The sequence below is a fragment of the Candidatus Planktophila sp. genome (assembly GCF_040402275.1).
Taxonomy (GTDB): Bacteria; Actinomycetota; Actinomycetes; order Nanopelagicales; family Nanopelagicaceae; genus Planktophila.
The window spans coordinates 29,978-51,365 of the sequence record NZ_JBBAMW010000004.1 but is presented as its reverse complement, the minus strand read 5'-3'; the positions used below and the strand labels follow the sequence as shown (position 1 = coordinate 51,365).

At 46.8% G+C, this 21,388-nt stretch carries 21 protein-coding genes; 7 read left to right on the top strand and 14 right to left on the bottom strand.

The window, feature by feature from the left end:
• Position 1 precedes the first annotated feature (1 nt).
• The 11 genes from mraY to AC9UEY_RS01825 all read right to left on the bottom strand — a co-directional run bounded on the left by mraY (position 2) and on the right by AC9UEY_RS01825 (position 12,891).
• A complete protein-coding gene (gene mraY, locus AC9UEY_RS01875; protein WP_509536982.1) occupies positions 2-1,060 on the bottom strand; it encodes a phospho-N-acetylmuramoyl-pentapeptide-transferase in 1,059 nt (352 codons plus the stop codon).
• Complete coding sequence (locus tag AC9UEY_RS01870; RefSeq protein WP_509536980.1) at positions 1,057-2,427, bottom strand: UDP-N-acetylmuramoyl-tripeptide--D-alanyl-D-alanine ligase; 1,371 nt, start codon at positions 2,425-2,427, stop codon at positions 1,057-1,059. Before AC9UEY_RS01870 ends, mraY begins: the two co-directional genes overlap by 4 nt.
• On the bottom strand, positions 2,424-3,908 hold the full coding sequence (locus tag AC9UEY_RS01865) for a UDP-N-acetylmuramoyl-L-alanyl-D-glutamate--2,6-diaminopimelate ligase (RefSeq protein WP_509536977.1): 1,485 nt from the start codon (positions 3,906-3,908) through the stop codon (positions 2,424-2,426). Before AC9UEY_RS01865 ends, AC9UEY_RS01870 begins: the two co-directional genes overlap by 4 nt.
• Entirely contained in the window at positions 3,892-5,691 is a 1,800-nt protein-coding gene (locus AC9UEY_RS01860) for a peptidoglycan D,D-transpeptidase FtsI family protein (protein WP_509536974.1), read from the bottom strand. Before AC9UEY_RS01860 ends, AC9UEY_RS01865 begins: the two co-directional genes overlap by 17 nt.
• Entirely contained in the window at positions 5,684-6,088 is a 405-nt protein-coding gene (gene ftsL, locus AC9UEY_RS01855; protein WP_509536972.1) for a cell division protein FtsL, read from the bottom strand. The genes AC9UEY_RS01860 and ftsL overlap by 8 nt, the downstream gene beginning before the upstream one ends.
• The gene (gene rsmH / locus AC9UEY_RS01850) at positions 6,088-7,041 is read right to left on the bottom strand and encodes a 16S rRNA (cytosine(1402)-N(4))-methyltransferase RsmH (protein WP_509536969.1); all 954 of its coding nucleotides are present in this window, start codon (positions 7,039-7,041) and stop codon (positions 6,088-6,090) included. The genes ftsL and rsmH overlap by 1 nt, the downstream gene beginning before the upstream one ends.
• Before the next feature lie 144 nt (positions 7,042-7,185).
• Positions 7,186-7,617: a division/cell wall cluster transcriptional repressor MraZ gene (gene mraZ / locus AC9UEY_RS01845; RefSeq protein ID WP_509536966.1), complete on the bottom strand. Its 432-nt coding sequence runs from the start codon at positions 7,615-7,617 to the stop codon at positions 7,186-7,188.
• A 189-nt stretch (positions 7,618-7,806) separates the two neighbouring features.
• Entirely contained in the window at positions 7,807-8,163 is a 357-nt protein-coding gene (locus AC9UEY_RS01840; RefSeq protein WP_509536963.1) for a DUF3040 domain-containing protein, read from the bottom strand.
• Between the two features lie 32 nt (positions 8,164-8,195).
• Entirely contained in the window at positions 8,196-9,389 is a 1,194-nt protein-coding gene (gene dinB / locus AC9UEY_RS01835; protein WP_509536960.1) for a DNA polymerase IV, read from the bottom strand.
• On the bottom strand, positions 9,386-12,613 hold the full coding sequence (locus tag AC9UEY_RS01830) for a DNA polymerase III subunit alpha (protein WP_509536957.1): 3,228 nt from the start codon (positions 12,611-12,613) through the stop codon (positions 9,386-9,388). Before AC9UEY_RS01830 ends, dinB begins: the two co-directional genes overlap by 4 nt.
• The gene (locus AC9UEY_RS01825) at positions 12,610-12,891 is read right to left on the bottom strand and encodes a DUF6504 family protein (RefSeq protein WP_509536954.1); all 282 of its coding nucleotides are present in this window, start codon (positions 12,889-12,891) and stop codon (positions 12,610-12,612) included. Before AC9UEY_RS01825 ends, AC9UEY_RS01830 begins: the two co-directional genes overlap by 4 nt.
• Before the next feature lie 135 nt (positions 12,892-13,026).
• On the opposite strand from AC9UEY_RS01825, the gene AC9UEY_RS01820 reads away from it, so the two are divergent.
• Entirely contained in the window at positions 13,027-13,773 is a 747-nt protein-coding gene (locus AC9UEY_RS01820) for a sulfite exporter TauE/SafE family protein (protein WP_509536951.1), read from the top strand.
• Here the strand turns inward: AC9UEY_RS01820 and AC9UEY_RS01815 are convergent.
• Entirely contained in the window at positions 13,763-14,977 is a 1,215-nt protein-coding gene (locus AC9UEY_RS01815) for an MFS transporter (RefSeq protein ID WP_509536948.1), read from the bottom strand. The two genes, AC9UEY_RS01820 and AC9UEY_RS01815, sit on opposite strands and share 11 nt — an antisense overlap.
• A 41-nt stretch (positions 14,978-15,018) precedes the next feature.
• On the opposite strand from AC9UEY_RS01815, the gene AC9UEY_RS01810 reads away from it, so the two are divergent.
• The 6 genes from AC9UEY_RS01810 to AC9UEY_RS01785 are packed head-to-tail and all read left to right on the top strand — an operon-like array spanning position 15,019 to position 19,961.
• The gene (locus tag AC9UEY_RS01810; RefSeq protein WP_509536945.1) at positions 15,019-15,504 is read left to right on the top strand and encodes a YbaK/EbsC family protein; all 486 of its coding nucleotides are present in this window, start codon (positions 15,019-15,021) and stop codon (positions 15,502-15,504) included.
• Between the two features lie 2 nt (positions 15,505-15,506).
• On the top strand, positions 15,507-15,896 hold the full coding sequence (locus tag AC9UEY_RS01805; protein WP_509536942.1) for a VOC family protein: 390 nt from the start codon (positions 15,507-15,509) through the stop codon (positions 15,894-15,896).
• Positions 15,893-16,546, top strand: coding sequence for a spheroidene monooxygenase (locus AC9UEY_RS01800; protein ID WP_509536939.1), 654 nt, complete (start codon positions 15,893-15,895; stop codon positions 16,544-16,546). The genes AC9UEY_RS01805 and AC9UEY_RS01800 overlap by 4 nt, the downstream gene beginning before the upstream one ends.
• A 37-nt stretch (positions 16,547-16,583) precedes the next feature.
• On the top strand, positions 16,584-17,387 hold the full coding sequence (locus AC9UEY_RS01795; RefSeq protein WP_509536937.1) for a carotenoid biosynthesis protein: 804 nt from the start codon (positions 16,584-16,586) through the stop codon (positions 17,385-17,387).
• Positions 17,347-18,468, top strand: coding sequence for a glycosyltransferase family 2 protein (locus tag AC9UEY_RS01790; protein WP_509536934.1), 1,122 nt, complete (start codon positions 17,347-17,349; stop codon positions 18,466-18,468). Before AC9UEY_RS01795 ends, AC9UEY_RS01790 begins: the two co-directional genes overlap by 41 nt.
• Positions 18,465-19,961, top strand: coding sequence for a phytoene desaturase family protein (locus tag AC9UEY_RS01785; RefSeq protein ID WP_509536931.1), 1,497 nt, complete (start codon positions 18,465-18,467; stop codon positions 19,959-19,961). The genes AC9UEY_RS01790 and AC9UEY_RS01785 overlap by 4 nt, the downstream gene beginning before the upstream one ends.
• On the opposite strand, the gene AC9UEY_RS01780 is transcribed toward AC9UEY_RS01785, so the two are convergent.
• Positions 19,921-20,544, bottom strand: a complete 624-nt coding sequence (locus AC9UEY_RS01780; RefSeq protein WP_509536928.1) for a CDP-alcohol phosphatidyltransferase family protein — start codon at positions 20,542-20,544, stop codon at positions 19,921-19,923. The genes AC9UEY_RS01785 and AC9UEY_RS01780 overlap by 41 nt on opposite strands.
• On the bottom strand, positions 20,537-21,385 hold the full coding sequence (metF, locus tag AC9UEY_RS01775) for a methylenetetrahydrofolate reductase [NAD(P)H] (RefSeq protein WP_509536925.1): 849 nt from the start codon (positions 21,383-21,385) through the stop codon (positions 20,537-20,539). Before metF ends, AC9UEY_RS01780 begins: the two co-directional genes overlap by 8 nt.
• Between the last annotated feature and the right edge of the window lie 3 nt (positions 21,386-21,388).

Genomic DNA, 21,388 nt, shown 5'->3' with positions numbered 1-21,388 from the left:
ATTACTTAGCTACCCACTGTGCATAAAACAGACCGAGGCCAGCGGCAACTGATAAGCCAGCGATAATCCAGAAACGAATAACAATGGTTATTTGTTCCCAGCCCACTAATTCAAAGTGATGGTGAAGTGGTGCCATCTTGAACACACGCTTTCCGCCACTGATCTTGAAGTAGAAAGTCTGAATCAGCACAGACATGGTGATGATGACAAAGAGACCACCTAGTGGAATCAGGAGTAGTTCCACGCGCAAAGTTGCTGCTAATCCTGCGATGGCACCACCTAATGCCAAAGAACCGGTGTCGCCCATAAAGATCCTGGCAGGTGCTGTGTTCCACCAAAGAAATCCGGTGCAACCGCCGGCAAATGCGGCAGCCAATACAGCTAAGTCCAAAGGATCTCGGACTGCATAACAACCAGCTGCAGCATTGAGCGCACAACTTTGTCCAAACTCCCAAACACCAATTAGTACAAATGCTAAGAAGGTCATAATGGATGCACCAGTTGCTAATCCATCTAGTCCATCGGTTAAGTTAACGCCATTGCTAGCAGACATCACCATTATGACAATCCAGACGATGGCTAACCCTGAACCTAAGTAAATTGAGGTTTCACGCACACCTGATAAGTATTGCGAAATTGGAGCTAGGGAATCTGAATCAAGAAACTGTAAACCTAAGTAACCAAAGATTGCAGCAAAAATAGCTTGGCCAATTAACTTAAATCGTCCTGGCAGACCACGAGAGTTTTGTCGTGAGACTTTCAGCCAATCATCTAAGAAGCCAATAAATCCTAAACAAACTACCAGCCCGAGGACGAGCAGAGCAGAGACAGTCACAGCATTACCCGTGACTAAGTGAGCAACTAAATATCCAAGAATTGCTGCAAGAATAAAAATGATTCCACCCATAGTTGGGGTGCCATGCTTGATGTGGTGACTACTTGGTCCGTCATCACGAATTATCTGTCCATATCCTTTGCCGGCAAGAACTCGAATTAAAACGCGGGTTCCAAAGAGTGCAAATACTAGCGCGAAGGCACCAGCAATAAGGATCTGTCTCAACTTTCAACTCCGCTCTTGTTTAGCCACAAGCTTTCTAACTTTTGGGCAAGTACTTCAAATCCTTCAGATCGTGATGCCTTAACAAGAACCACATCACCTGCGGAGAAATAATCTGTCAAAGAAATGCATTCATCAATACTTGCGTAGTGATGAATAAGCATCTGACCTTTATGGTTGCCATATTCAGGTGCGGCAATAGCCACCAAATGATCGATACCTATCTCTTGGGCTAGGGTGCCAATTGCTTGATGCTGAGCAGCACTTGACTCGCCGAGTTCATGCATTTTTCCCACAAATGCCCAGGATTCTCCCCCGCGTTCTTGGGCAAAGAGCACCAAAGAGCGCATCGCCGCCGCCATCGAATCAGGGTTGGCGTTATAAGAATCATTAATGATTAATAAGCCAAACACATCATGGAGCTCCATGCGCCACTTGCTGGCATTTTCTGCTGTTGATAAAGAACTTGCGATTAATTCGATAGGCAGTTCTAACGCTGTACCAACAGCTGCCACAGCTAGTGCATTTGAAATCTGGTGCTCCCCCACTAACCGCATGCCAACTGCGTCTCGTCCTGCAGGAGTTACTAGATCAAAGTGAGGACAACCTTCACGGATTTCTACATCTGCGGCTCGCACTTCTTGAGAATTGCCGAAAACAATTGTGCGGCCACTATGTAGTGATGCCATTGCAGGTGTGTATTGATCATAACTTCCAAGTATTGCAATTCCATCTGAGCTCAAAGACTGGATCAACTCTGATTTTGTCTCTGCAATAGCTTGGACTGATCCAAACTCGCCTAGGTGTGCTGTACCAACGACTAGAACAATTCCAATATTGGGTTGTGCAATTTCACAGAGTCGAGCGATATCTCCCTTATGGCGTGCTCCCATTTCAAGAATGCAGAACTTCGTGCGCTCATCACATTGGAGCAGGGTAATTGGCAATCCTAAGTCATTATTAAAAGAGCCAGCCGGTGCCACAGTGGGGCCGGCAACGCTAAGCATATGAGTTAGTAAATCTTTGGTACTTGTTTTGCCTTGTGATCCAGTGATACCAACAACTGTCAATCCTGTTAAACGCTTTCGAACAAATGAGGCCAAGGCAGATAGGGCCTCTAAGACATCATCAACAACAACGCATGGACCATCGATGCGATGGGTCGTTAATGAAAACATTGCTCCTGCTCGATATGCATCAGCTGCAAAATCATGTCCATCAACTTTTTCACCCTTGAGAGCTAAGAAGATGCAACCAGGAGTTGCTAAACGTGAGTCAAATACAGGTGCTTTCGATACCAACAAATCTTTATCGCAATGTAATTCCCCGCCTACCAATAAAGCGATCTCTGCTGCGGTTAAAGTAATCATTTTTTATCCTCGATTGCTCGAGCAAGCTCTACGCGATCATCAAAGGGGTGATTAACTCCAGCCATTTCCTGTCCTTTTTCATGGCCTTTTCCAAGGATAAGGACCACATCACCCTCATTGGCTTGATCAACAGCTGCCTTAATTGCTTGTGCTCTGTCTTGAATGACTGCACTTGGCTCGTGGATCTCTAGACCTAAAGTCATCTGAACTAAAATCTCTTCTGGCTTTTCTGAACGAGGATTATCGCTGGTAAAGATCGCAACATCTGCCCCATCATGTAGCGCCTTACCCATTAACGCTCGCTTAAAAGTATCGCGATCGCCACCGCAACCAAGAACTGCAATAACTCGTCTATCTGTAATTTCATGGGCAGCCTGTAGTACTCGAGCAACAGCATCTGGTGAGTGTGCGTAATCAACAAGTGCTCTGAAATTCTGTCCAAGACGCACAGACTCAAGGCGACCTGCAGCCCCTGTTAAGTGCGGCAATATGGCTGCAATATCAATTGGATCAATGCCACTTTCATTGGCAATTGCAACTGCCATCAAAAGATTGTCATAGTTATAGCCACCATGTAGCTGGATTTTTCCTTCAATCAAAATTCCACCGCTGCCGCGTATAGCAACATGGGCACCAGCATAATCTGGTGCAATTGAAACGAAATGCCAAGTGGCACTCTGGTCATGGCGGGAAACACTCATCACCGGAAGCTCTGTTTTTGCAGCCAGTTGCACACCATGAGCATCATCGATATTGATAACGGCTAAATCTGCGAACTCAAAGGTAAACAACTTTGCTTTTGCCGCAAAGTAGTCATCCATAGTTTTGTGGAAATCTAAGTGGTCCTGAGAAAGATTGGTAAAGGCAACGACTGCAAAGTGACTGCCACGAATTCGTTCAAGTGCGATGGCATGGCTTGAAACTTCCATCACTAGGTTGCGCATATGGCGCTCTCGCATAACAGCTGAAAGGGCCTGCAAATCGCTGCTTTCAGGGGTCGTGCGCTTGCTTGCAAGGGTTTCACTGCCAATACGGGTTTCAACTGTGCCGATTAACCCACTCTCACGACCTGCTGCAGACATGATCTGGTGCAACAAGGTTGTGACAGTTGTTTTACCGTTTGTCCCAGTTACGCCAACGCTATACAAATCTCTCATTGGCTCGCTATAGAACCAGGCACTAATAACACCTGCTGCGCGACGAGGATGGGCACTAACAATTACCGGCACGCCTTTAATCTTTGAAGCACCTTCTGCATCAGTTAAAACGGCTACTGCTCCACGTTGAATGGCATCTTTTGCAAAATCTGCACCATGTGCTTTTTCACCAGGCAAAGCAATAAACAGATCACCCTCTTGAACATCATTGCTAGAAAGTGTTAATCCAGTAATAACAGTTGCTGCATCTCCGGCTAGGGTCGCATTAGCTATTGCAGCTATCGACTCAACGGTCTTCTTAAACTCTTCAATTGGTCTTGACACTTGTAACCTTCTTTGCGGCAATTAATTGCTTTTCAGTTAATGGGTATGGAACAACAGTGGTGCCTGTTGGGGCAATTCCCTTTGATTGCAATACAAAAGACATAACCTTTTTAAATACTGGTCCGCCCAGGTAGCCACCCCAGTGCAATCCCTTTGGATCTTGGATAGTTACTGAAATTACATAGGCGGGGTTATCAGCCGGTGCAAAGCCAATGAAAGATGCTGTGTATCCGCGGTAGCAACCACAGGTGTCATCGATGCGTTGGGCGGTTCCTGTTTTTCCAGCTACTCGGTAGCCAGGGATTGCTGCAGAAGGCGCTGTTCCATTTGAAGAAACCACGCTCTCCATCATCAAACGCATTTTTGCTGCAGTATCACTGCCAATTACACGAACACTCTCGCGGGTTTCAGATGGTGTGTAATTACCGCTTGCGTCACTTTTTCCAGCAATTACCGTTGGTGAAACTCGAACTCCATCATTTGCGATGGTTGCAAAGACACTTGTTGCCTGCATGGCCGTGAGTGAATATCCCTGTCCGAAAGCCACTGTTGGCGCTGTTGTTCCAGACCAATCGGCAACCTTAGGAAGAATTCCTCGAGATTCTCCTGGTAGGCCAGAACCAGTTTTTGTGCCAATGCCAAACTTTGTGAGGTAGTTATATAAAGTATCATTTGAAAGCATCTCGCCAATTTTGATTGAGCCCGTGTTACTTGATAGGGCCAAAACTCCAGCTGTCGTTAAACGCTGATCTGGATGTGGTTCATGATCATGAAAAACTTTTACTGAGCGCTTTAGCGCGTAAGGGATTGTTAGAACAGTCTCTGGAGTAACTTTCTTTTCTTCGAGTGCTGCAGCAAGTGTCATAACCTTGCCAGTAGAACCAGGCTCATACACATCTTGAACCGATGGATTGCGCATAGCTACCAGTGAAACCTTTGAGGTGTTGTTTGGATCAAATGTTGGAGCTGTTGCATGAGCCAAAATCTGGCCTGTTTTGGGATCCATAACAATTACAGTTCCACTCAGCGCGCGAGTAGATTTGACTACATCAGCGATTGCCTTGGCTGCCACCCATTGAATATCACGGTCAACTGTTAGGCGAATTGATGTACCAGCTTGTGCCGGGATAATTTCAGATTGAGAGCCAGGAATTTCAGCTTTATAACCATTGGCATATGAGTACTTGCCTTGTTTGCCAGAGATAGTTGAATTCATGCTTGATTCAAGACCGGTTGCACCGATCCCATCATGATTAACAAAACCAATCAATGATGCGATTAATGAACCAGATGGATACTCGCGAATGTAGCTGCGCTCTGGGAAGAATCCGATAATGCGCTCTGGGCTCATCCCGGGAAACTGTCGGTTGTATTGATCAATAGCACTTGCCAGTTTTAGCCAAGTTGCAGGCTTTGCATTCTCGGCAACCATGTTCCATTTGCGCTTACCGGTCAGCGCCGTTTGCACATCAGAGACACTCATATCAAGTATTGGTGCAACGAACGCAGCGACTTTGGCTGGGTTCAAAATCTGGGTTTGATCCACAACAATGCTTGTTGCCGCAACGCTGCGAGCAAAGGGCACACCATTAATATCGGTGATATCACCGCGTGGGGCTTGAAGAGTCTTAATCTTTTCCATCTCATTAACAGCGCGCTCACGATAGTTATTTGCCTGTAACGCCTGAACTTGAACGAGACGGAGCCCAAACAAAAACATAATCACAGCCATCATAAAAATAAGGGCTCTGATTCTGTTATGTGTTAATGAAAAGTTACCCATTTTTTACTGGTACCTCTATAACAGGCTTGTCGAGAGACAAGAAGGTTGGATTCTCTGAAGGTTTCATACCAAGTTCGGTAGCAGCTCTTGCAAGTGCATCTGGGGAAGATAATTTGTCCATCTGTCGTGCAATTGCTTCGCGCTCATCACTTACTAGCTTGGCCTCAAGCTTTAAGCCAGTAAGTTCAAATGCATCTTGTGCCAGCAAGGTATTGATCAGGAGAAGAAACATGAGACCAATAGCACCGACGACAGTTACAAATGTTGCGAAGAACTTTCGATCTGCTTGCTTTCCGCTTGATATATCTGGCACAAGCTTTAGAACAACTTGTGATGACTTTTCGGCGAAAATTTCTTTTGAGCGAGTAATCGCAGGAGTAAAGGCGGTCATTGCCATTACGCAGCCACCCTTTCGATCGCACGAAGTCGCACAGATTGAGAACGCGAGTTCTCTTCTAGCTCAGCATCTGTTGGTGTCTCACTGCCGCGGGTGATCATTGAAAACTTGGCCGCATACTCTGGAAGCTCGAAAGGAAGATTGCGCGGAGTGCCAGATGTTGTTGAGGCAACAAAGAGTTGCTTAACGATGCGATCTTCAAGGGACTGGAATGACATAACAACTAAGCGAGCACCCACCTTTAATAGTTCGAGGGTTGCAGGTAGTGCGCGCGTAATCGTGCCTAGCTCATCATTTGTTTCGATGCGAAGGGCCTGGAACGTGCGCTTTGCAGGATTTCCACCAGTGCGACGAGTTGCTGCAGGGATAGCGGCTTTAACCATCTCTGCCAGCTGAGTTGTTGAATTCATTGGGGCGATTGCACGTTGCTTAATAATTGATTCAACGATGCGAGTTGCAAACTTTTCTTCACCATAGGTGCGAAGGATTCGAACCAGTTGGCCTGGCTCGTATGTATTGATGATCTCCCCCGCAGTTAGTGATTGCGTGCGATCCATACGCATGTCAAGGGGGGCATCGTGTGAATAAGAAAAACCGCGCTCTGATTGATCTAATTGCATTGAAGAAACACCGAGATCAAACAAAGCCCCATCAATGTGCTTGTACCCAAAACTTGTAACGATCTCTTTAATGCTGTCAAAGGTTGAATGAGCAGTTTTGAAGCGATCTGCATATGGGGCAAGGCGGATTGTTGCCTTTGCAATTGCATCAAGGTCGCGATCAATACCAATAACTGTCAGATGTGGGAACTTTTGTAGCAGCGCTTCTGTGTGACCACCAAGGCCCAACGTCGCATCAACAACAACAGGGCTACTAGAGGCAGCAATTGCAGGGGACAAAAGATCTACACAGCGATCGCGCATTACAGATACATGCTCTGTTGTGCTGGTCATCTTTTCCCCCTTTCGTGCATTGACTGAACTAACTTTTTAACTCTCACCTCTGGTCACTGCCGGCCGACGGATCTTGGTTTAGCAACGGCACCGGGGAAGGGGTGTCGCTGCGTTCGAAGGGTCGGCAGTGGCCACAAGCGAGAGTTAGAACAAACCTGGAAAGACCTCCTCTGAAACATCAGCAAAGCTCTTTTCACGATCTGTTAAATATTCATTCCATGCAGTTGCATCCCAGATTTCAACACGAGTATTTGCACCAATAACAACGCACTCTTTTTCTAATCCTGCATATGTGCGAAGTGATTGTGGAATTGTTACGCGACCTTGACGATCAGGAATTTCATCGTGTGCGCCAGCAAACATCACACGGCTGTAATCACGTGCTGATTTTGCAGTGACTGGCGCTTGTTTTAGCGTCTCTGTAATTACTGAAAATTCATTCGATGGAAAAACATAAAGACAACGTTCTTGTCCTTTAGTAATAACTAAACCTGCAGCTAACTCTTCGCGGAATTTTGCGGGAAGTATTAAGCGACCTTTGTCATCAAGACGTGGCTCGTGGGTGCCTAGAAACATTTTCAGCGCCCCCTTCCCCAGGTTCGCTGCGGACTTTCGTGCCCGCTTAAATCCCCACTTTACTCCACTTTTCCCCTTTTTCAACCACCTTTTCCCACTTTTAACCCATTTGCGCCCCACCTCTCCCCACCCTGGGAGCATGAAAAAAGCCCCTCACAAGGAGGGGCTTGAGCGTGACTTACTGTTGGATTACTGCTCTTGGCCTCGGTTGTCCCAGCGCTTCTCCATGCGATCGCTGATTGATGAGCGTGAGCGTGACTTCTTTTGTGCCTTCTTGCCAACGCTAGGGGTAAAGCTGGAAATCGCACTGATTACCCCACTAAGTGCAATGAGGAACCCCAGAATTCCAATCGGGGTTACCTTTGAAACTAGGCCACCAAACAAGGTGACAAGACCCAATAGAACTAGGCCGCCGCCGATCATGATGCGCTTGCGGTTAGGTGAGGCAGGGCCAGCAGAAAGTGCTGAAACTAGGCGTGGATCCTCGGTTAAGAGGGCAGCCTCCATCTCATCAAGTAAGCGCTTTTCGCGATCTGAAAGTTCCACAGGCTCACAATAGAACAGATTCTGCTGGCCCGCTACTCACTTTCTGTCTCACTGGGCTTGATCAATCGTGCAGGTCTAACAGATCCATCTCCAAAACGCTCACGGGCTTTATCCATAGCCCCTTCTGCCTCGCGCCAGCCCTTTTCACGCTCGCCCAGCACCATTTGAACAGGTGCTCCCTCACTTAAATTCTCAAGGGAAACTCCGACTAATCGCAGGCGAGCTCTTTCAATCCGTAGTGCTTCATATAAACCTTTAACAACTTCATACACATCATGAGTGCTATCTATTGGCAATGGCAATGTCTTTGAGCGATTGATGGTTGAGAAATCACCAAACCTCACCTTGATGCTAATTGTCTTGGCAAACAAACCTTTATCGCGCAATCGAGAAGTTGCGCGCTCGCACAACCGCAAGTATTCGCGCAGGATCTCTTCCGGGTTATCTAAATCAGTTGGGAAAGTCTCTGCGGCGCTAATGCTTTTCTCCGCATCTTGTGGGGCAACATCTCGGTAATCCCGTCCCCATGCAAGTTCATGCAAGTTCGCACCAGCTGCATCACCCACTGCTCGAATTAAAGTTGTGCGAGGCAATTTGGCAATATCTTCAATAGTGCGAAGCCCTAATCGTTCAAGTACTTCTGCCGTCTTTGGACCCACTCCCCACATCGCAGAAATTGGCAAGGGGTGCAGGAACTCAAGAATACGATCGCTAGTTATCTCTAGCATTCCATTGGGTTTGCAATGGGTTGATGCAAGCTTTGCAATGAACTTAGAAGGTGCGATACCAACTGAACATGTGATGCCCTCTTGTGCTTCTACTCTTGCTCGAATCGCTGTTGCGATTTCGCGTCCCGTACCCAGTAATTTCTTCGCACCTGTCACATCTAGGAATGCTTCGTCAACAGAGACTGGCTCAACATTTGGTGTGAAGCTTTCAAAGATCTCCATGATGTGGCCAGAGACCTCTTGGTAGCGGACCATATCAACAGGTAGAAATATTGCATGTGGTGCTAGTCGACGTGCTTGTCCCACCGGCATTGCCGAATAAATTCCAAATTTGCGTGCTTCATAGTTGGCCGCAGAAATGACTCCACGGGCGCCCATACCGATAACAACAGCCTTTCCTTTTAGTTCGGGGTTATCTTTTTCGGCAACCGATGCGTAGAACGCATCCATATCAACATGCAGAATCGTTGCCTGTGTTGGCTTGTCATCTGTTGTCATATTGCGAGCGTACTTTGTTTGGTGCTCCAACTTTCGTAGGCGGCGCGTAAATCCCACGCCCCAGTGGCTCTTATCGATATTCCCTTGGCCCCGGTGCGACGGGTGACGCCTCGTACAAGTAGCAGCGATGTGGAGTACAAAACATTGGCGTATTCGCCTTGAACATCAGTGAAAAATGTTGAATCGCTAAGCCCGTATCCATCATCTAGCGTTAAAAAGATGACACGTTTGCCAGAGCGTATTGGTGGTGTCTGCATTGCAACCTTGACACCAGCAACAAGGACCGATGATTGGGATCGTTGCTTTAATAAATCACTAGATCGCACCGCACCAATTGCGTTAAGGAACTCTCCGTAAAATTCAATCATATGGCGAGACATATCGATGCCCAGTCGATTGACTTCGTACTTAACACTTTCTGCTGGCGTCATTGCGGGCAAGCCGCTGCTAATCAGTGCCGGAGGGTCAAAGCCTAAGTTCATCTGTGCGCCAGATACGGCTGCACTTAGTGATTTTTGTAGATCAGAAAAATGAAGTAGCAAGTCCCTACGATTAACATCAATATGCAGTGAATCAAATGCACCAGTCAAGATCATGCTTTCTGTGATCGGGGTGCTAGATCCTGATCTGCGCACAAAATCATTTAAATCAATATAAGGACGACCAGCGATAATTGATTGCACTTCACCATCACTAATGCCAGCAACGGTTGAAAGCGCAATACGAATAGCATTTCCGTGATCTTCAACCCGATAGACAGAATCAGATACGTTGACATCAAGGGGTGCAATTGCAATTCCCATTTGTCTGACCTCATCGACAATTAAACGCTTGGGATACATGCCAGGGTCATGGGTTAATACCCCGGAAAAAAATGCTGCTGGGTAATGTGTTTTAAGCCAGGCAGATTGATAAGTGGGCATAGCAAAGGCGGCAGCATGTGCTTTACAAAAACCAAAGGATGCAAAGGCGCGCAGTACATCCCAAATCTCTTGGATGATTGGTGGTTCATACCCTTTGGCAGTTGCAGCAGGAAAGAACCAATCACAGACCTCTTGTTGGCCTGCCCGGTCCCCCAACGATCTGCGTTTTTCATCAGCCGTCGCCAATGAAACCCCGGTCATCGTTGCAATGATTTGAATGACTTGTTCGTGGAAGACAACAACACCTTCGGTATGGGTCAAAATTTCGTACAAATCAGGGTGAATTATCTGTGCCGAGCTCCACCCATGACGTGCTTTAAGAAATGGCGTGATCATGTCGCTTTTCATAGGCCCTGGGCGAAATAGCGAGATATCAATAATTAAATCGGTAAAGTTTTTGGGAGCAAGCTTTCCGACTAGCTCGCGCTGTCCGGGACTTTCCACCTGAAAGATTCCTAGGGTGCGGGTGGATTGAATTAATTCATAGGTCGCTGTGTCATCTAATGGCACAGCATCAATATCAATCTTTTCTTCATGGACCCGTTCGATCTCTTTCATGGAATAAGCAATCGCCGATTGCATCCGAACTCCCAACACATCTAGCTTTAACAACCCAACGGCCTCAACATCATCCTTATCAAATGCAACCATCGGGTATCCCCCGGCGCTACTCATTAACGGCGCGCGATCTAGAAAACCACCATCAGATAAAACAATGGCACATGGATGCATTGCAAGGTGTCTAGGTAAACCATCTAGGCGTTGTGCCATCTCAATTGTTGCTGCCATTAAAGGTGCCGAAGTATTAAGACGGCGAAGCTCGGGCAGTGATTGCAAGGTTGCTGCGATATTGCGAGCACGCACATGTGGCATAGATTTTGCCAACATGTCTATCTCCATACCTGGCAGGCCAAGTGCTGCCCCAGCATCACGAATCGCATGTCTGGCACGGTATGTATCGACCATTGAAACAACTGCGCATCGTGATTGATTGGTAGGTGAAGCCCAATTGCTATCGCCATATCGCTTAAAGACCATGTCATAGATTTCCAGGCGACGAGCAGATTCAACATCAATATCAATATCAGGCAGGGCTCGACGTAGCGGTGAACAAAACCGCTCCATTAACAAACCATGTTGCATTGGTTCGACCCCTGAAATGCCAAGTAGGTGACAGATCAGTGATCCTGCGCCGCTGCCACGTGCTGCAACTCGAATGCCTGCATCCCTTGCCATGTCTGCAATATCTGCAACTGTTAAAAAGTATGACTCGTATCCAAGTGTTGCAACTGTTGCGAGTTCATCATCTAAACGGGCACGTGCTTTACTGATTTGATCACTGCTGTTGTATCGCCAGTTAATGCCAGCCTCACTTCGAGTGCGCAGCAAAGTGCGCATCTCTTGGGCGGTATTTACCCCTACAACATGAGGTTCTGGCAGGTGGGCGGCCCCTAATCCAATATCTCGCTGCGGCGATAATAAAGAGCGCTCTGCCCATTCACGAGTTGTCTTTAGCAATGCACGTGGTGTTCGCTCCCCTGCAGCTCGCGCAATTTCGGCCGCAAGTGAAATCATCTCATCGCTAGATTTTAAAAAGCCTTCAGCGTTACGACGCTCGATATGGCGATCATGTAGCGGAACTAGCTGTCGCACACAATCCAAAACATCGGCAACTGGCCCATCAGTGCGATCCTTCATGCGAACAGCGTTGGTAATAACAGCCTCTAAATCATTATCTCTAGCAAAGATTAAGGACCTAGCTGCGTGCTCAGTAGAGCGCGGGCCACGTCCTGCCACTAAATGTGAGACACATTCAATTGCATTACCAGCAAAGAGATCGCGGGTTTGATTAAAGATAGATAACCCTTGATCAAAGCGATGGTTTTGTATCGCACTACTCATAGGTGATTCAGGTCCATGCATCGCATAAACATTGGTGCTGTATTGGCTGAACTGTTTCAAGAAATCTAAAGTTAGAACGGGTACACGTGTATCACTTGTCATTGTCAGCGATGTCATTAGCCTGCACAGCGAGCGCCATCCCCCATCACTGTGTGCCAACAGCGTGATTCGACCTTTTGCGTTGCCCAGGTCAATTGCGCAATTAACACCAATGATCGGTGCAATCCCGTAATCAACGCAGCTTTGCGTAAAACGGATAGCACCAGCTAACCCATCACGATCTGTTAGCGCTAGCGCCGGCATCTCAAACTGAGCCGCTCGCTCTACTAAATCGCTAGGTTGTGTTGTTCCGTATTTCAATGAATAGCCACTGGCAACATTGAGGTGAATAAAACTCATACGTTACGAATAATCCACTGACCTGTTACTTCATCACGTTCTAGTTCAAAGGTTGTTAGCGCACCAATGGGCGCCGCCTCTACTCTCCACACAGCACGTGCTTGATCATCGGGGCGATACTTTCCATCGCTGATTCGATTCCACCAGCCACCTGCTTCACACCAACGCGATAGCACCGCGTGGATACGAAACCGTTTTCCTTTGTAGGTGAACTCGATCGGAGTTGTTGCCCCATCGATAGTGACATCGAGGGCGGGGTTAACCTGCATGGCTGACATTTTTGAGGCTACCTTTCAAGGCTGTGGGTATTCGAACAGATGTTCGAAAAATAGCCCTTGCCACCGACAAATAGCAAGCCCATGAGCGTGTTGAGCCTAGGCAGCCAAGCGGCCTAGGTGCCCCACACTTACCCCATGGAGATCATTGGTGGGTTGCTGGCTGGTGCCTTTATTGGCGCGGTCCTTGGATTCATCGGTGCCGGCGGGGCGATGCTCTCAGTCCCCATCCTTTTATACATCTTTAACTTCACTCCCCAAGCTGCAACAACTGCGGCAATCGCCGTTGTCTTAAGCGCAGCCATCTCGGGCCTGCTTCCAAAGATAAAAAGCAAGGAAGTTTTATTTAGAGAAGCCTCCATCATCTGGGCGCTCGGACTTGTCACCAATATTGGTTTTTCAATCATTGCCCATCGCTTAAGTGATTCAGTAATTACTACAGGCTTTTCAATCGTCTTAGTAACTGCAGGCACCATGATGTTGATCAAGCCAATAGCTGGCACAGAAAAGAAGGTTCCTTTCTTCTGGCTTGTAGTGATCTCACTTGTGATCGGTTCAATGACCGGTTTATTTGGAATCGGTGGCGGCTTTCTTGCCATCCCGGTTCTTGTTCTCTTCTTCAAAGTCCCTCAAGGAAAAGCTGCAGGAACATCACTTGCAATCATCGCGATCAATTCAATCACTGCATTCTTTGCTCACTATCAAAGTTGGCCTGACGTAACTTGGACCGTGCCAATTGCGATGGCGATTTCAGCAGTAGTGATAGCACGGCTAGCTTCCATTAAAAGCGGTCAGATGAATCCAGCGCTATTACGTAAGTCTTTTGCATTCCTGCTGTACGCGGTTGCAATCTTTACCCTTGTAGAAACGTGGGTTATTGCTTAAGGGCTCGCACTGTGATGTATTTTGATTGCAAGCCAACCACCATATAGAGAAGGACCGGGAAGGCAAATGCCACCGGCAAGGATGTAACTTCTGCCAGTAATCCAATAAGTGTTGGTCCACCAAAGTAAGCAGCAATAGCAATGAGCCCCACACGAGCTAATCCAACAGATGGTGCAATCCCTGGAATAGAAGCTGCTGCCAGGTTAAATGCAGGGAAAAATGGACCCATTCCAAAACCTGCAGCGCCAAAACCTAAGCAGACAATGATTAATCCTGCCGTTGGATGTGAATCAGAGATCGACATTCCAACAAATAGTCCTATTCCCCACAACCCGCCACCAAAATAACCACCATATTTAACGGTGTTCACATGGCCCCACTTTTCAAAGGCGCGATCACCTAACAAGCGACTCACGATCATTGCTAAGGAAAAAGTTGTTGCAGCCGCAGCATTTAAGCCCTTACCAATTCCCATATGGTCCTGCAAAAGGATTCCGCTCCACTCATAAGCGCCACCTTCTGGAATCAATGAACACATCAATCCAATACCAAGTGCCCACAAAATTAGGGACTCTTTTCCAAAAAGTGACACCCTGCCCGCATCATCTTCGCCGGGTTCGCCCAAGTGTCCATCATGTTCGGCTGGTAATAAGTAATGTGCAATAAATTGATAGACGAATAATCCAAAGATTGCGATAGCAATTAGGTTATCGCGCGGAGAAACAAAGTTTGCAATCAATCCCCCGACTAGAGTTGCAGCAAATGCCCCAATACTCCACAATCCATGAAAACTAGACATCCAGCGACCTTGAGTGTGTTTCTCAATTTCAACAGCTTGGCCATTAATAGCAATATCCATAAATGCGACATTAAAACCAGTGATAAATAATCCAAGAAGCAATATCTGAACATTGTCAGCTAGACCGATTACAAAGACGCCTACTGGTAGTAAGAAACCAGAAATTCGAACAACTAACTTCGATGAATAGGTGTGCACCAGGCGTCCTGCGAGTTGTGCGCCAGGAATTGATCCCACAGTGCTTGCCAGGAGCACAAGACCGAACTGGCCATCACTTAAACCGAGTGTGGTCTTGATCTCCGGAATACGTGGAATCCATGCAAGGCCCAAGAAGCCCAAAAAGAAAAAACAAGCCCAGACGGCATTTCTTGCTCGCATACCCATCGCGTACAAATCAGTTGTCATATGGAGAGGAGGGTACTTCAATTATTAGATAATCTAGGCACATGGAAGGCGTAAAGGAAAAAGCAGCTGTTAAGCGGGTACTTGCCGCTTTGCATGAGCATGGACTTGAAGGTGAAGTCCACGTACTTTCAGATAGTGCCCGAACTGCGCAAGAAGCTGCAACAGCACTTGGGATTGAAGTTGGACAGATCGCATCGTCACTCATCTTTAAACTTCCAGATGAGTCACCACTTTTGATTATTACAAGTGGACGTCACCGTGTTGATACTGATTTAGTTGCCAAGAATTTAGGCATTGAAAAGCTTGGCCGCGTTGATGCCGATTACGTAAAAGAAAAGTCTGGATTTTCTATTGGTGGAGTTGCTCCCATTGGCTGGGTATCGCCCGCAACTATGCTTATCGACCAAGCGCTCAATGATTATGGAGTTGTTTGGGCAGCTGCTGGTCACCCGCATGCGGTATATCCAACTAGTTATACAGAATTAATTGAATGTACTGGGGCGAAGCCAATGGTTGTTGGCGACTGAATATGAACACCCTTGGAATGATTGCAATTGTTGTCGATGAATATGACGCAGCAATTGCGCATTACGTACATGATCTTGGGTTTACCTTGATCGAGGATAAAGAAATGACACCGGAGAAGCGCTGGGTTGTTGTTGCTCCCAGCAAAGATGGTGCCAAGATCCTGCTTGCAAGAGCCGCAACAGATCAACAAAGAGCTGCGATCGGTAACTCGACTGGTGGTCGAGTTGGATTCTTTATGTACACAACGAACTTTTCAGAAACTTATGAAAACTACAAAGCTTGCGGTATTGAATTTGTTGAGCAGCCTCGCCAAGAGGCTTATGGTCAAGTAGTAGTCTTCAAAGATAAATACGGCAATAAGTGGGATCTCATTGAGAGTACAGTTTCATGATCGTTGCTTACTTTTGGACCATTAAATCCAGAGCTATCCCCTTTGCACTACTTGCTATGGCCCTAGATCGATTTATATTGCATCGTTCTGCAAATATAGGTTTCTATAAATCCTTAGGGACTGGCAAGGGTGAAACATTTACTCCGGCAGACGCCAATTCACTACGTTGGGGATTAGTGGCACAAGTTAATGACATAGAGGCATTTGATCAATCATTGGTTGTGAAGCGTTGGCGCAAAAACAGCGTTCATGAGTTTCGCGCAGTTCTTGAGCCGATTTCTTCCCACGGTAAATGGGCTGGCAAAGAACCCTTTGTCGCAACAGCCAAAGATTGGACTGGCCCGGTTGCAGCAATTACCCGTGCACGGATTAAATGGCATCAAAACTTTAGATTTTGGAGCTCAGTTCCTCCCGTAACAATGTCACTTAAGTCAGCACCAGGATTGATTTCGGCAATTGGCATTGGTGAGGCCCCCATTGGATTACAAGGCACCTTTTCATTATGGGAATCTGCTGCTGCGATTCGCGAGTTTGCATACAAGGGTGCTGCCCATCAAAAGGCGATCGCCGATACCGCAACCTATAACTGGTACTCAGAAGAGCTATTTGCACGCTTTGCAGTCAAAGATATGCGCGGATCAATTGCATAACTACTAGATAAAACAGGAATAGGGCAGACTTAGGCCTATGTCCATCCGCCATTACACCCCAAGACGCAGAGCACGTGGTGGCGCATCTCCCCTACTGATCAAGGTCATGGGAGTTTCACTTGGTGCGACTGTATTGATGCAGATTCTGTATCCACTTGTAGATGGTGGATTTCTTGGTGTCATAACTATTGCCTCTGTATACACAGCTGCCTTTGCCATGTTTCTCCATGGCATCGCCGATTATGGTGCGCGATATGGGTGGACCATGTTGGGAATTACTGTCTCATTTGGTTTCTTCATCGAACAACTAGGCGTGACTACAAGTTGGCCGTTTGGTGAATACAGCTATTCAAATACCTTAGGACCAAAGATTTTATCTGTGCCGCTAGTTGTTCCCTTTGCTTGGGTGATGATTGCTCATCCATGTTTGGTGGCAGCTCGACGTATTGGTAAGTCATGGGTCTTTTTATATGGCGCACTCTTAATGATGGCGTGGGATTTATTCCTAGATCCACTCATGGTTTCTGAAGGGCGATGGACCTGGATAGTTACAGGTAGACACGTTCCTTTTCAACCAGAGATACCTATTTCCAATACTTTTGGCTGGCTGCTCTCAGGAATGCTCTTAATGACAATCCTGCACTTTTTAACACCGCGAGATCGACGCAAGGTTGGTGGATCACTCATTGCTGCCGACGTCTTGTTGTTCTGGACCTGGTTTTCAGGAGTTGTCGGAAATCTTTTCTTCTTTGGTCGTCCAGGCATTGCAGGGTTTTCAGGGTTGATCTTGGGAGTATTGCTTGCCCCTTACTTCTTTAACCGTTGGGTCGGAAGACCGTAACTCTTTGATGATTCTTTTCTCGCTCTTATTCCTGTTGCCCCTCATCCTGCTCACCATTGCAGCGGTCAATTTTGTTCAGATTCGCACACCTAAGCGCACTTCAGAATTTGTAGAAACTGTTGGTGTGATCGTTCCTATGCGTAATGAAGCCGAAAATGTGGAAGGTCTAATTGCAACTCTGGCTGCCCAAGAGGGTTCATTCCACTTCTATCTATTAGATGACAACTCAGAAGATGCCACCTTCGAGTTGCTGAATCGCTTCACTAGCAATGACTCACGATTTACAGTCATTCAAGGTGCTGCGCTTAATGAAAAGTGGATTGGTAAGACATGGGCGCTACAGCAACTCTTTGATGCTTCGAGTGAAGAGATTCTCGTATCCATCGATGCCGATGTTCGTCTAAGCAACAATGCAATCAATAAAGCGGTAACAGCCTTACAAGATGCCCAATTAGATTTTGTTTCCCCCTATCCACGACAGATTGCACAGAGTTTTGCTGAGCGATTAATCCAGCCCCTATTGCAATGGTCATGGCTCACAACCGTTCCTCTTCGTTATGCCGAAAGCTCAGGTCAAAAGTCCATGGCTGTTGCTAATGGCCAGTTCTTTGTCGTTCGACGTGCTGCTCTGGCATCAATCGGTGGATACGAATCTGTGAAGCACGCAGTCATCGATGATGTGTTCTTGGCACGCGAACTAGTTAAAAAGGGATCCTCAGGAACAGTTATCAATGGTTCAGATATTGCCGAAACTCACATGTATGGCTCATGGAGTGAAATCAAGAGCGGATATGGAAAATCTCTTAACTTGGCATTCGGATCAATTGTTGGAGCAATCTTTGTTGTTGTTTTTCTCATTGCAACCAGCATTGCTCCATTAATTCTTGGTTTTCTTGGCAATCCTTATGGGTGGCTTGGGTTTGCTGCAATTGTTGGTACTCGCGTACTGAGTGCAATTAAGAGTCACGGCAACGTACTAGACAGTGTGTTGCATCCAATATCCGTTCTTGCGCTGGTTTACCTGATTGTTTACTCATACTTAAGGCGCGGAAGTATCCAATGGAAAGGTCGCACAGTATGAAGATCGTGGTGATTGGCGCCGGCATGGGCGGCATGACCGCTGCTGCTCGTTTATCACGCGGTGGACATGAGGTTGTGGTCTATGAAGCATCGGATCAAGTTGGTGGAAAATGTCGCACCGAATGGATTGGCAAAGTTGCATTTGATACCGGACCATCATTGTTGACTTTGCCTGCCGTCTATAAAGATTTCTTTCAGCGCACCGGAAAACCAATGGGACTTGTTTGTCCTATTGAATCGGTAAATCCATCCTTTGATTATCGTTTTGCCGATGGCAGCAACGTTAAGTTTGCCAATCTTTCCCGTAAAGAAACCTTGGATTCGATCACAGCCAGCTTTGGTGCCGATAGTGCAGAGCAGTGGGATCGAATCATGAAGCGCGCAGAACGTATGTGGGATGTAAGCCGAGTTCCCTTTGTTGAATCCGAGCTGAAGTCACCTGTTTCTTTGATGAAGCGCGTGACCTTTGTGCGCGACATGAAGATCATTGCTCCGTGGAAGACGTTGCGCCAGCACGCAGATGAAATCCTGAAAGATCAGCGCCTTCGTTTCATTATGGATCGTTATGCCACATACAGCGGTTCTGATCCCCGCAAAGCACCTGCGGTACTTTCAACTATCGCATTTGTCGAAGAGAGCTTTGGTGCCTGGCATGTAAAGGGTGGGCTTGGAAATCTAACAACCACAGTGCACCAGCGAGCAGTAGATGTTGGGGTCACCTTTCACCTAAACTCCCCCGTTGCCAGCATTCAAACAACTGGAAACAAAGCCTCCGGTGTTGTTTTAGCAGATGGAACAATCGTTGCAGCAGATGTAGTCATAGCAAATGCTGATGCCTCTCTGGTTTATAACAAGCTCATTACCGGACATAAGCGTGCATTAAAAAAAGCCCGCAAGAATATTGCGAACGCTGATGTATCCGTTGCTGGCTTCTCATTACTGCTGGGCATGCGCAAAGACCCAGAACAAGTTTTAAATCACCACACCATACTTTTTCCTGAAAACTATGACTCCGAATTTGATGCAATCTTTAAGGATGGCAAGCCTGTAGAAAAGCCAACGATCTATATTTGTGCTCCGCAAGATGAATTAATGAGTAAAGATGAAAATCTTGAGGGCTGGTTTGTACTTGTTAACGCTCCTACCCATGGACAGTTTGATTGGAATAACGAAGAATTTGCTACCAAGTATGCCAACAGCATCATCGATCAAATTGAAGCACGTGGGATTTCGGTACGTGATCGACTGGAGTCATTGACCATTAGAACTCCTGCAGATTTAGAAGCAGCCGTTCGCGCACCAGGTGGTGCTATTTATGGAACATCTAGTAACGGAGCTCGAGCAGCATTCATGCGCGCTAAGAATCGCTCTCCCATTAAAGGTTTGTATCTAGTTGGTGGATCGGCCCACCCAGGGGGCGGATTGCCTCTTGTTGGTATTAGTGGAGATTTAGTTACGGAAGCAATCGGCTATGAGAAAAACGCACGACACTAACAAAACTATAAATTTGTACAACCAAGAAGGCAATCGAAAGTTGTGTTGCACCAGGCATATCTAGTTGATTAAGAATCAAAACAATAAACAAGAAACTTGCACGCACTGGACGCTCTGCTGGTGTGACAACACCGATATCGCTAACACCCAGTGAGACTAACTTTGCTCGGGCGTACTCTTGGAAAGCTGCGACAGACCACAAAGTAATAGGAATCCAGGCTGGAACACCTATTGCATAGAGGGCATAGAACCACAGCGCTTCGCTGATGCGATCGACCACTGAATCAAGGGTTGCACCAAACTTGCTTTCACGGTGCTGGAAAATGGCAACACTTCCATCAATACCATCGCAGAACAAAGAAAATACTAAGAAAAGGATTGCCCACGCTGTTTGTGCCGTGACAGCAGTAGCAACGGCTCCTAATAACCCCAACATAGTAAGTGCGTTAGGAGAAATACGAAGCAACGTGCAGATCAAACCAAAGCGGTAAGAAATATTGAGCCAAGCACCAACGATGCCCGTTGTTTCGGCATCACTATGCAAAGAACTCCACTTTGCCTTGAATTCATCTTTACTATGCATTGAGGTTCCTATAAATTTCTTGAGTAGCAGTAGAGCTATTCATTGTGTAAAAGTGTAATCCTGGAGCCCCTGCTGCCAATAGCTGTTGGCACAGTGATGTTGCTATCTCCACGCCTAACGCGCGAACTGCAGTTGGATCATTTTCAACCTCTGCGAAAGCATCTGCGATATGTGAAGGGATAGGAGTTCCGCCAAGTTCTGCCATACGGTGGAGCAACTTGACGTTTGTCACAGGCAAGATGCCGGGAATGATGACTAACTGTGAGCCACGTTCTGCAAGACGCTCAACTAATTGTGTGTAGCGATCTGCTTCAAAGAAAAACTGTGTCGTAGCAAATGTAGCGCCAAGCTCTTCTTTGTGTATGAGCACATCGATGTCTTTTTCAAAATCACCTTTAGAGGCTGGATGCCCATCTGGAAAAGCCGCAACACCAATTGTGAATCCACCAAACTCATCTGCTAATTGAACTAACTCATCTGCATGATTGAAGCCATCAGGTGTAGGTGTCCACGGCGCACTAGGTCCACCAGTTGGATCTCCGCGAAGTGCCAAAATACTTGTGATGCCTGCTTCTTTATAGCTGTGCAAAATTGCGATCAATTCATCACGAGTAGATCCAACGCAGGTTAAGTGAGCAACAGTTGAAATGCCGGTGCGCTTGGTAATTTCTTGAGCGATTCGAATGGAGCGATCTCGGGTGGATCCACCTGCCCCATAGGTCACGGAAACAAAGTCAGGGGTTATTGATTTAAGGCCATCAATGGCAGCCCACAACCGTTCTTCACCCTCAACATCCTTTGGAGGGAAGAACTCGAATGAATAGGAAGTGCGAAGTACCACTGG

Coding starts and splice junctions, on each gene's coding strand:
- AC9UEY_RS01780 (WP_509536928.1), bottom strand. CDS start 20,544: ATGCATAGTAAAGATGAATTCAAGGCAAAGTGGAGTTCTTTGCATAGT.
- AC9UEY_RS01810 (WP_509536945.1), top strand. CDS start 15,019: ATGGAAGGCGTAAAGGAAAAAGCAGCTGTTAAGCGGGTACTTGCCGCT.
- AC9UEY_RS01870 (WP_509536980.1), bottom strand. CDS start 2,427: ATGATTACTTTAACCGCAGCAGAGATCGCTTTATTGGTAGGCGGGGAA.
- AC9UEY_RS01800 (WP_509536939.1), top strand. CDS start 15,893: ATGATCGTTGCTTACTTTTGGACCATTAAATCCAGAGCTATCCCCTTT.
- AC9UEY_RS01805 (WP_509536942.1), top strand. CDS start 15,507: ATGAACACCCTTGGAATGATTGCAATTGTTGTCGATGAATATGACGCA.
- AC9UEY_RS01785 (WP_509536931.1), top strand. CDS start 18,465: ATGAAGATCGTGGTGATTGGCGCCGGCATGGGCGGCATGACCGCTGCT.
- AC9UEY_RS01825 (WP_509536954.1), bottom strand. CDS start 12,891: ATGTCAGCCATGCAGGTTAACCCCGCCCTCGATGTCACTATCGATGGG.
- mraZ (WP_509536966.1), bottom strand. CDS start 7,617: ATGTTTCTAGGCACCCACGAGCCACGTCTTGATGACAAAGGTCGCTTA.
- ftsL (WP_509536972.1), bottom strand. CDS start 6,088: ATGGCAATGACCGCCTTTACTCCTGCGATTACTCGCTCAAAAGAAATT.
- dinB (WP_509536960.1), bottom strand. CDS start 9,389: ATGACAACAGATGACAAGCCAACACAGGCAACGATTCTGCATGTTGAT.
- AC9UEY_RS01820 (WP_509536951.1), top strand. CDS start 13,027: ATGGAGATCATTGGTGGGTTGCTGGCTGGTGCCTTTATTGGCGCGGTC.
- AC9UEY_RS01815 (WP_509536948.1), bottom strand. CDS start 14,977: ATGACAACTGATTTGTACGCGATGGGTATGCGAGCAAGAAATGCCGTC.
- AC9UEY_RS01830 (WP_509536957.1), bottom strand. CDS start 12,613: ATGAGTTTTATTCACCTCAATGTTGCCAGTGGCTATTCATTGAAATAC.
- AC9UEY_RS01795 (WP_509536937.1), top strand. CDS start 16,584: ATGTCCATCCGCCATTACACCCCAAGACGCAGAGCACGTGGTGGCGCA.
- AC9UEY_RS01860 (WP_509536974.1), bottom strand. CDS start 5,691: ATGGGTAACTTTTCATTAACACATAACAGAATCAGAGCCCTTATTTTT.
- rsmH (WP_509536969.1), bottom strand. CDS start 7,041: ATGACCAGCACAACAGAGCATGTATCTGTAATGCGCGATCGCTGTGTA.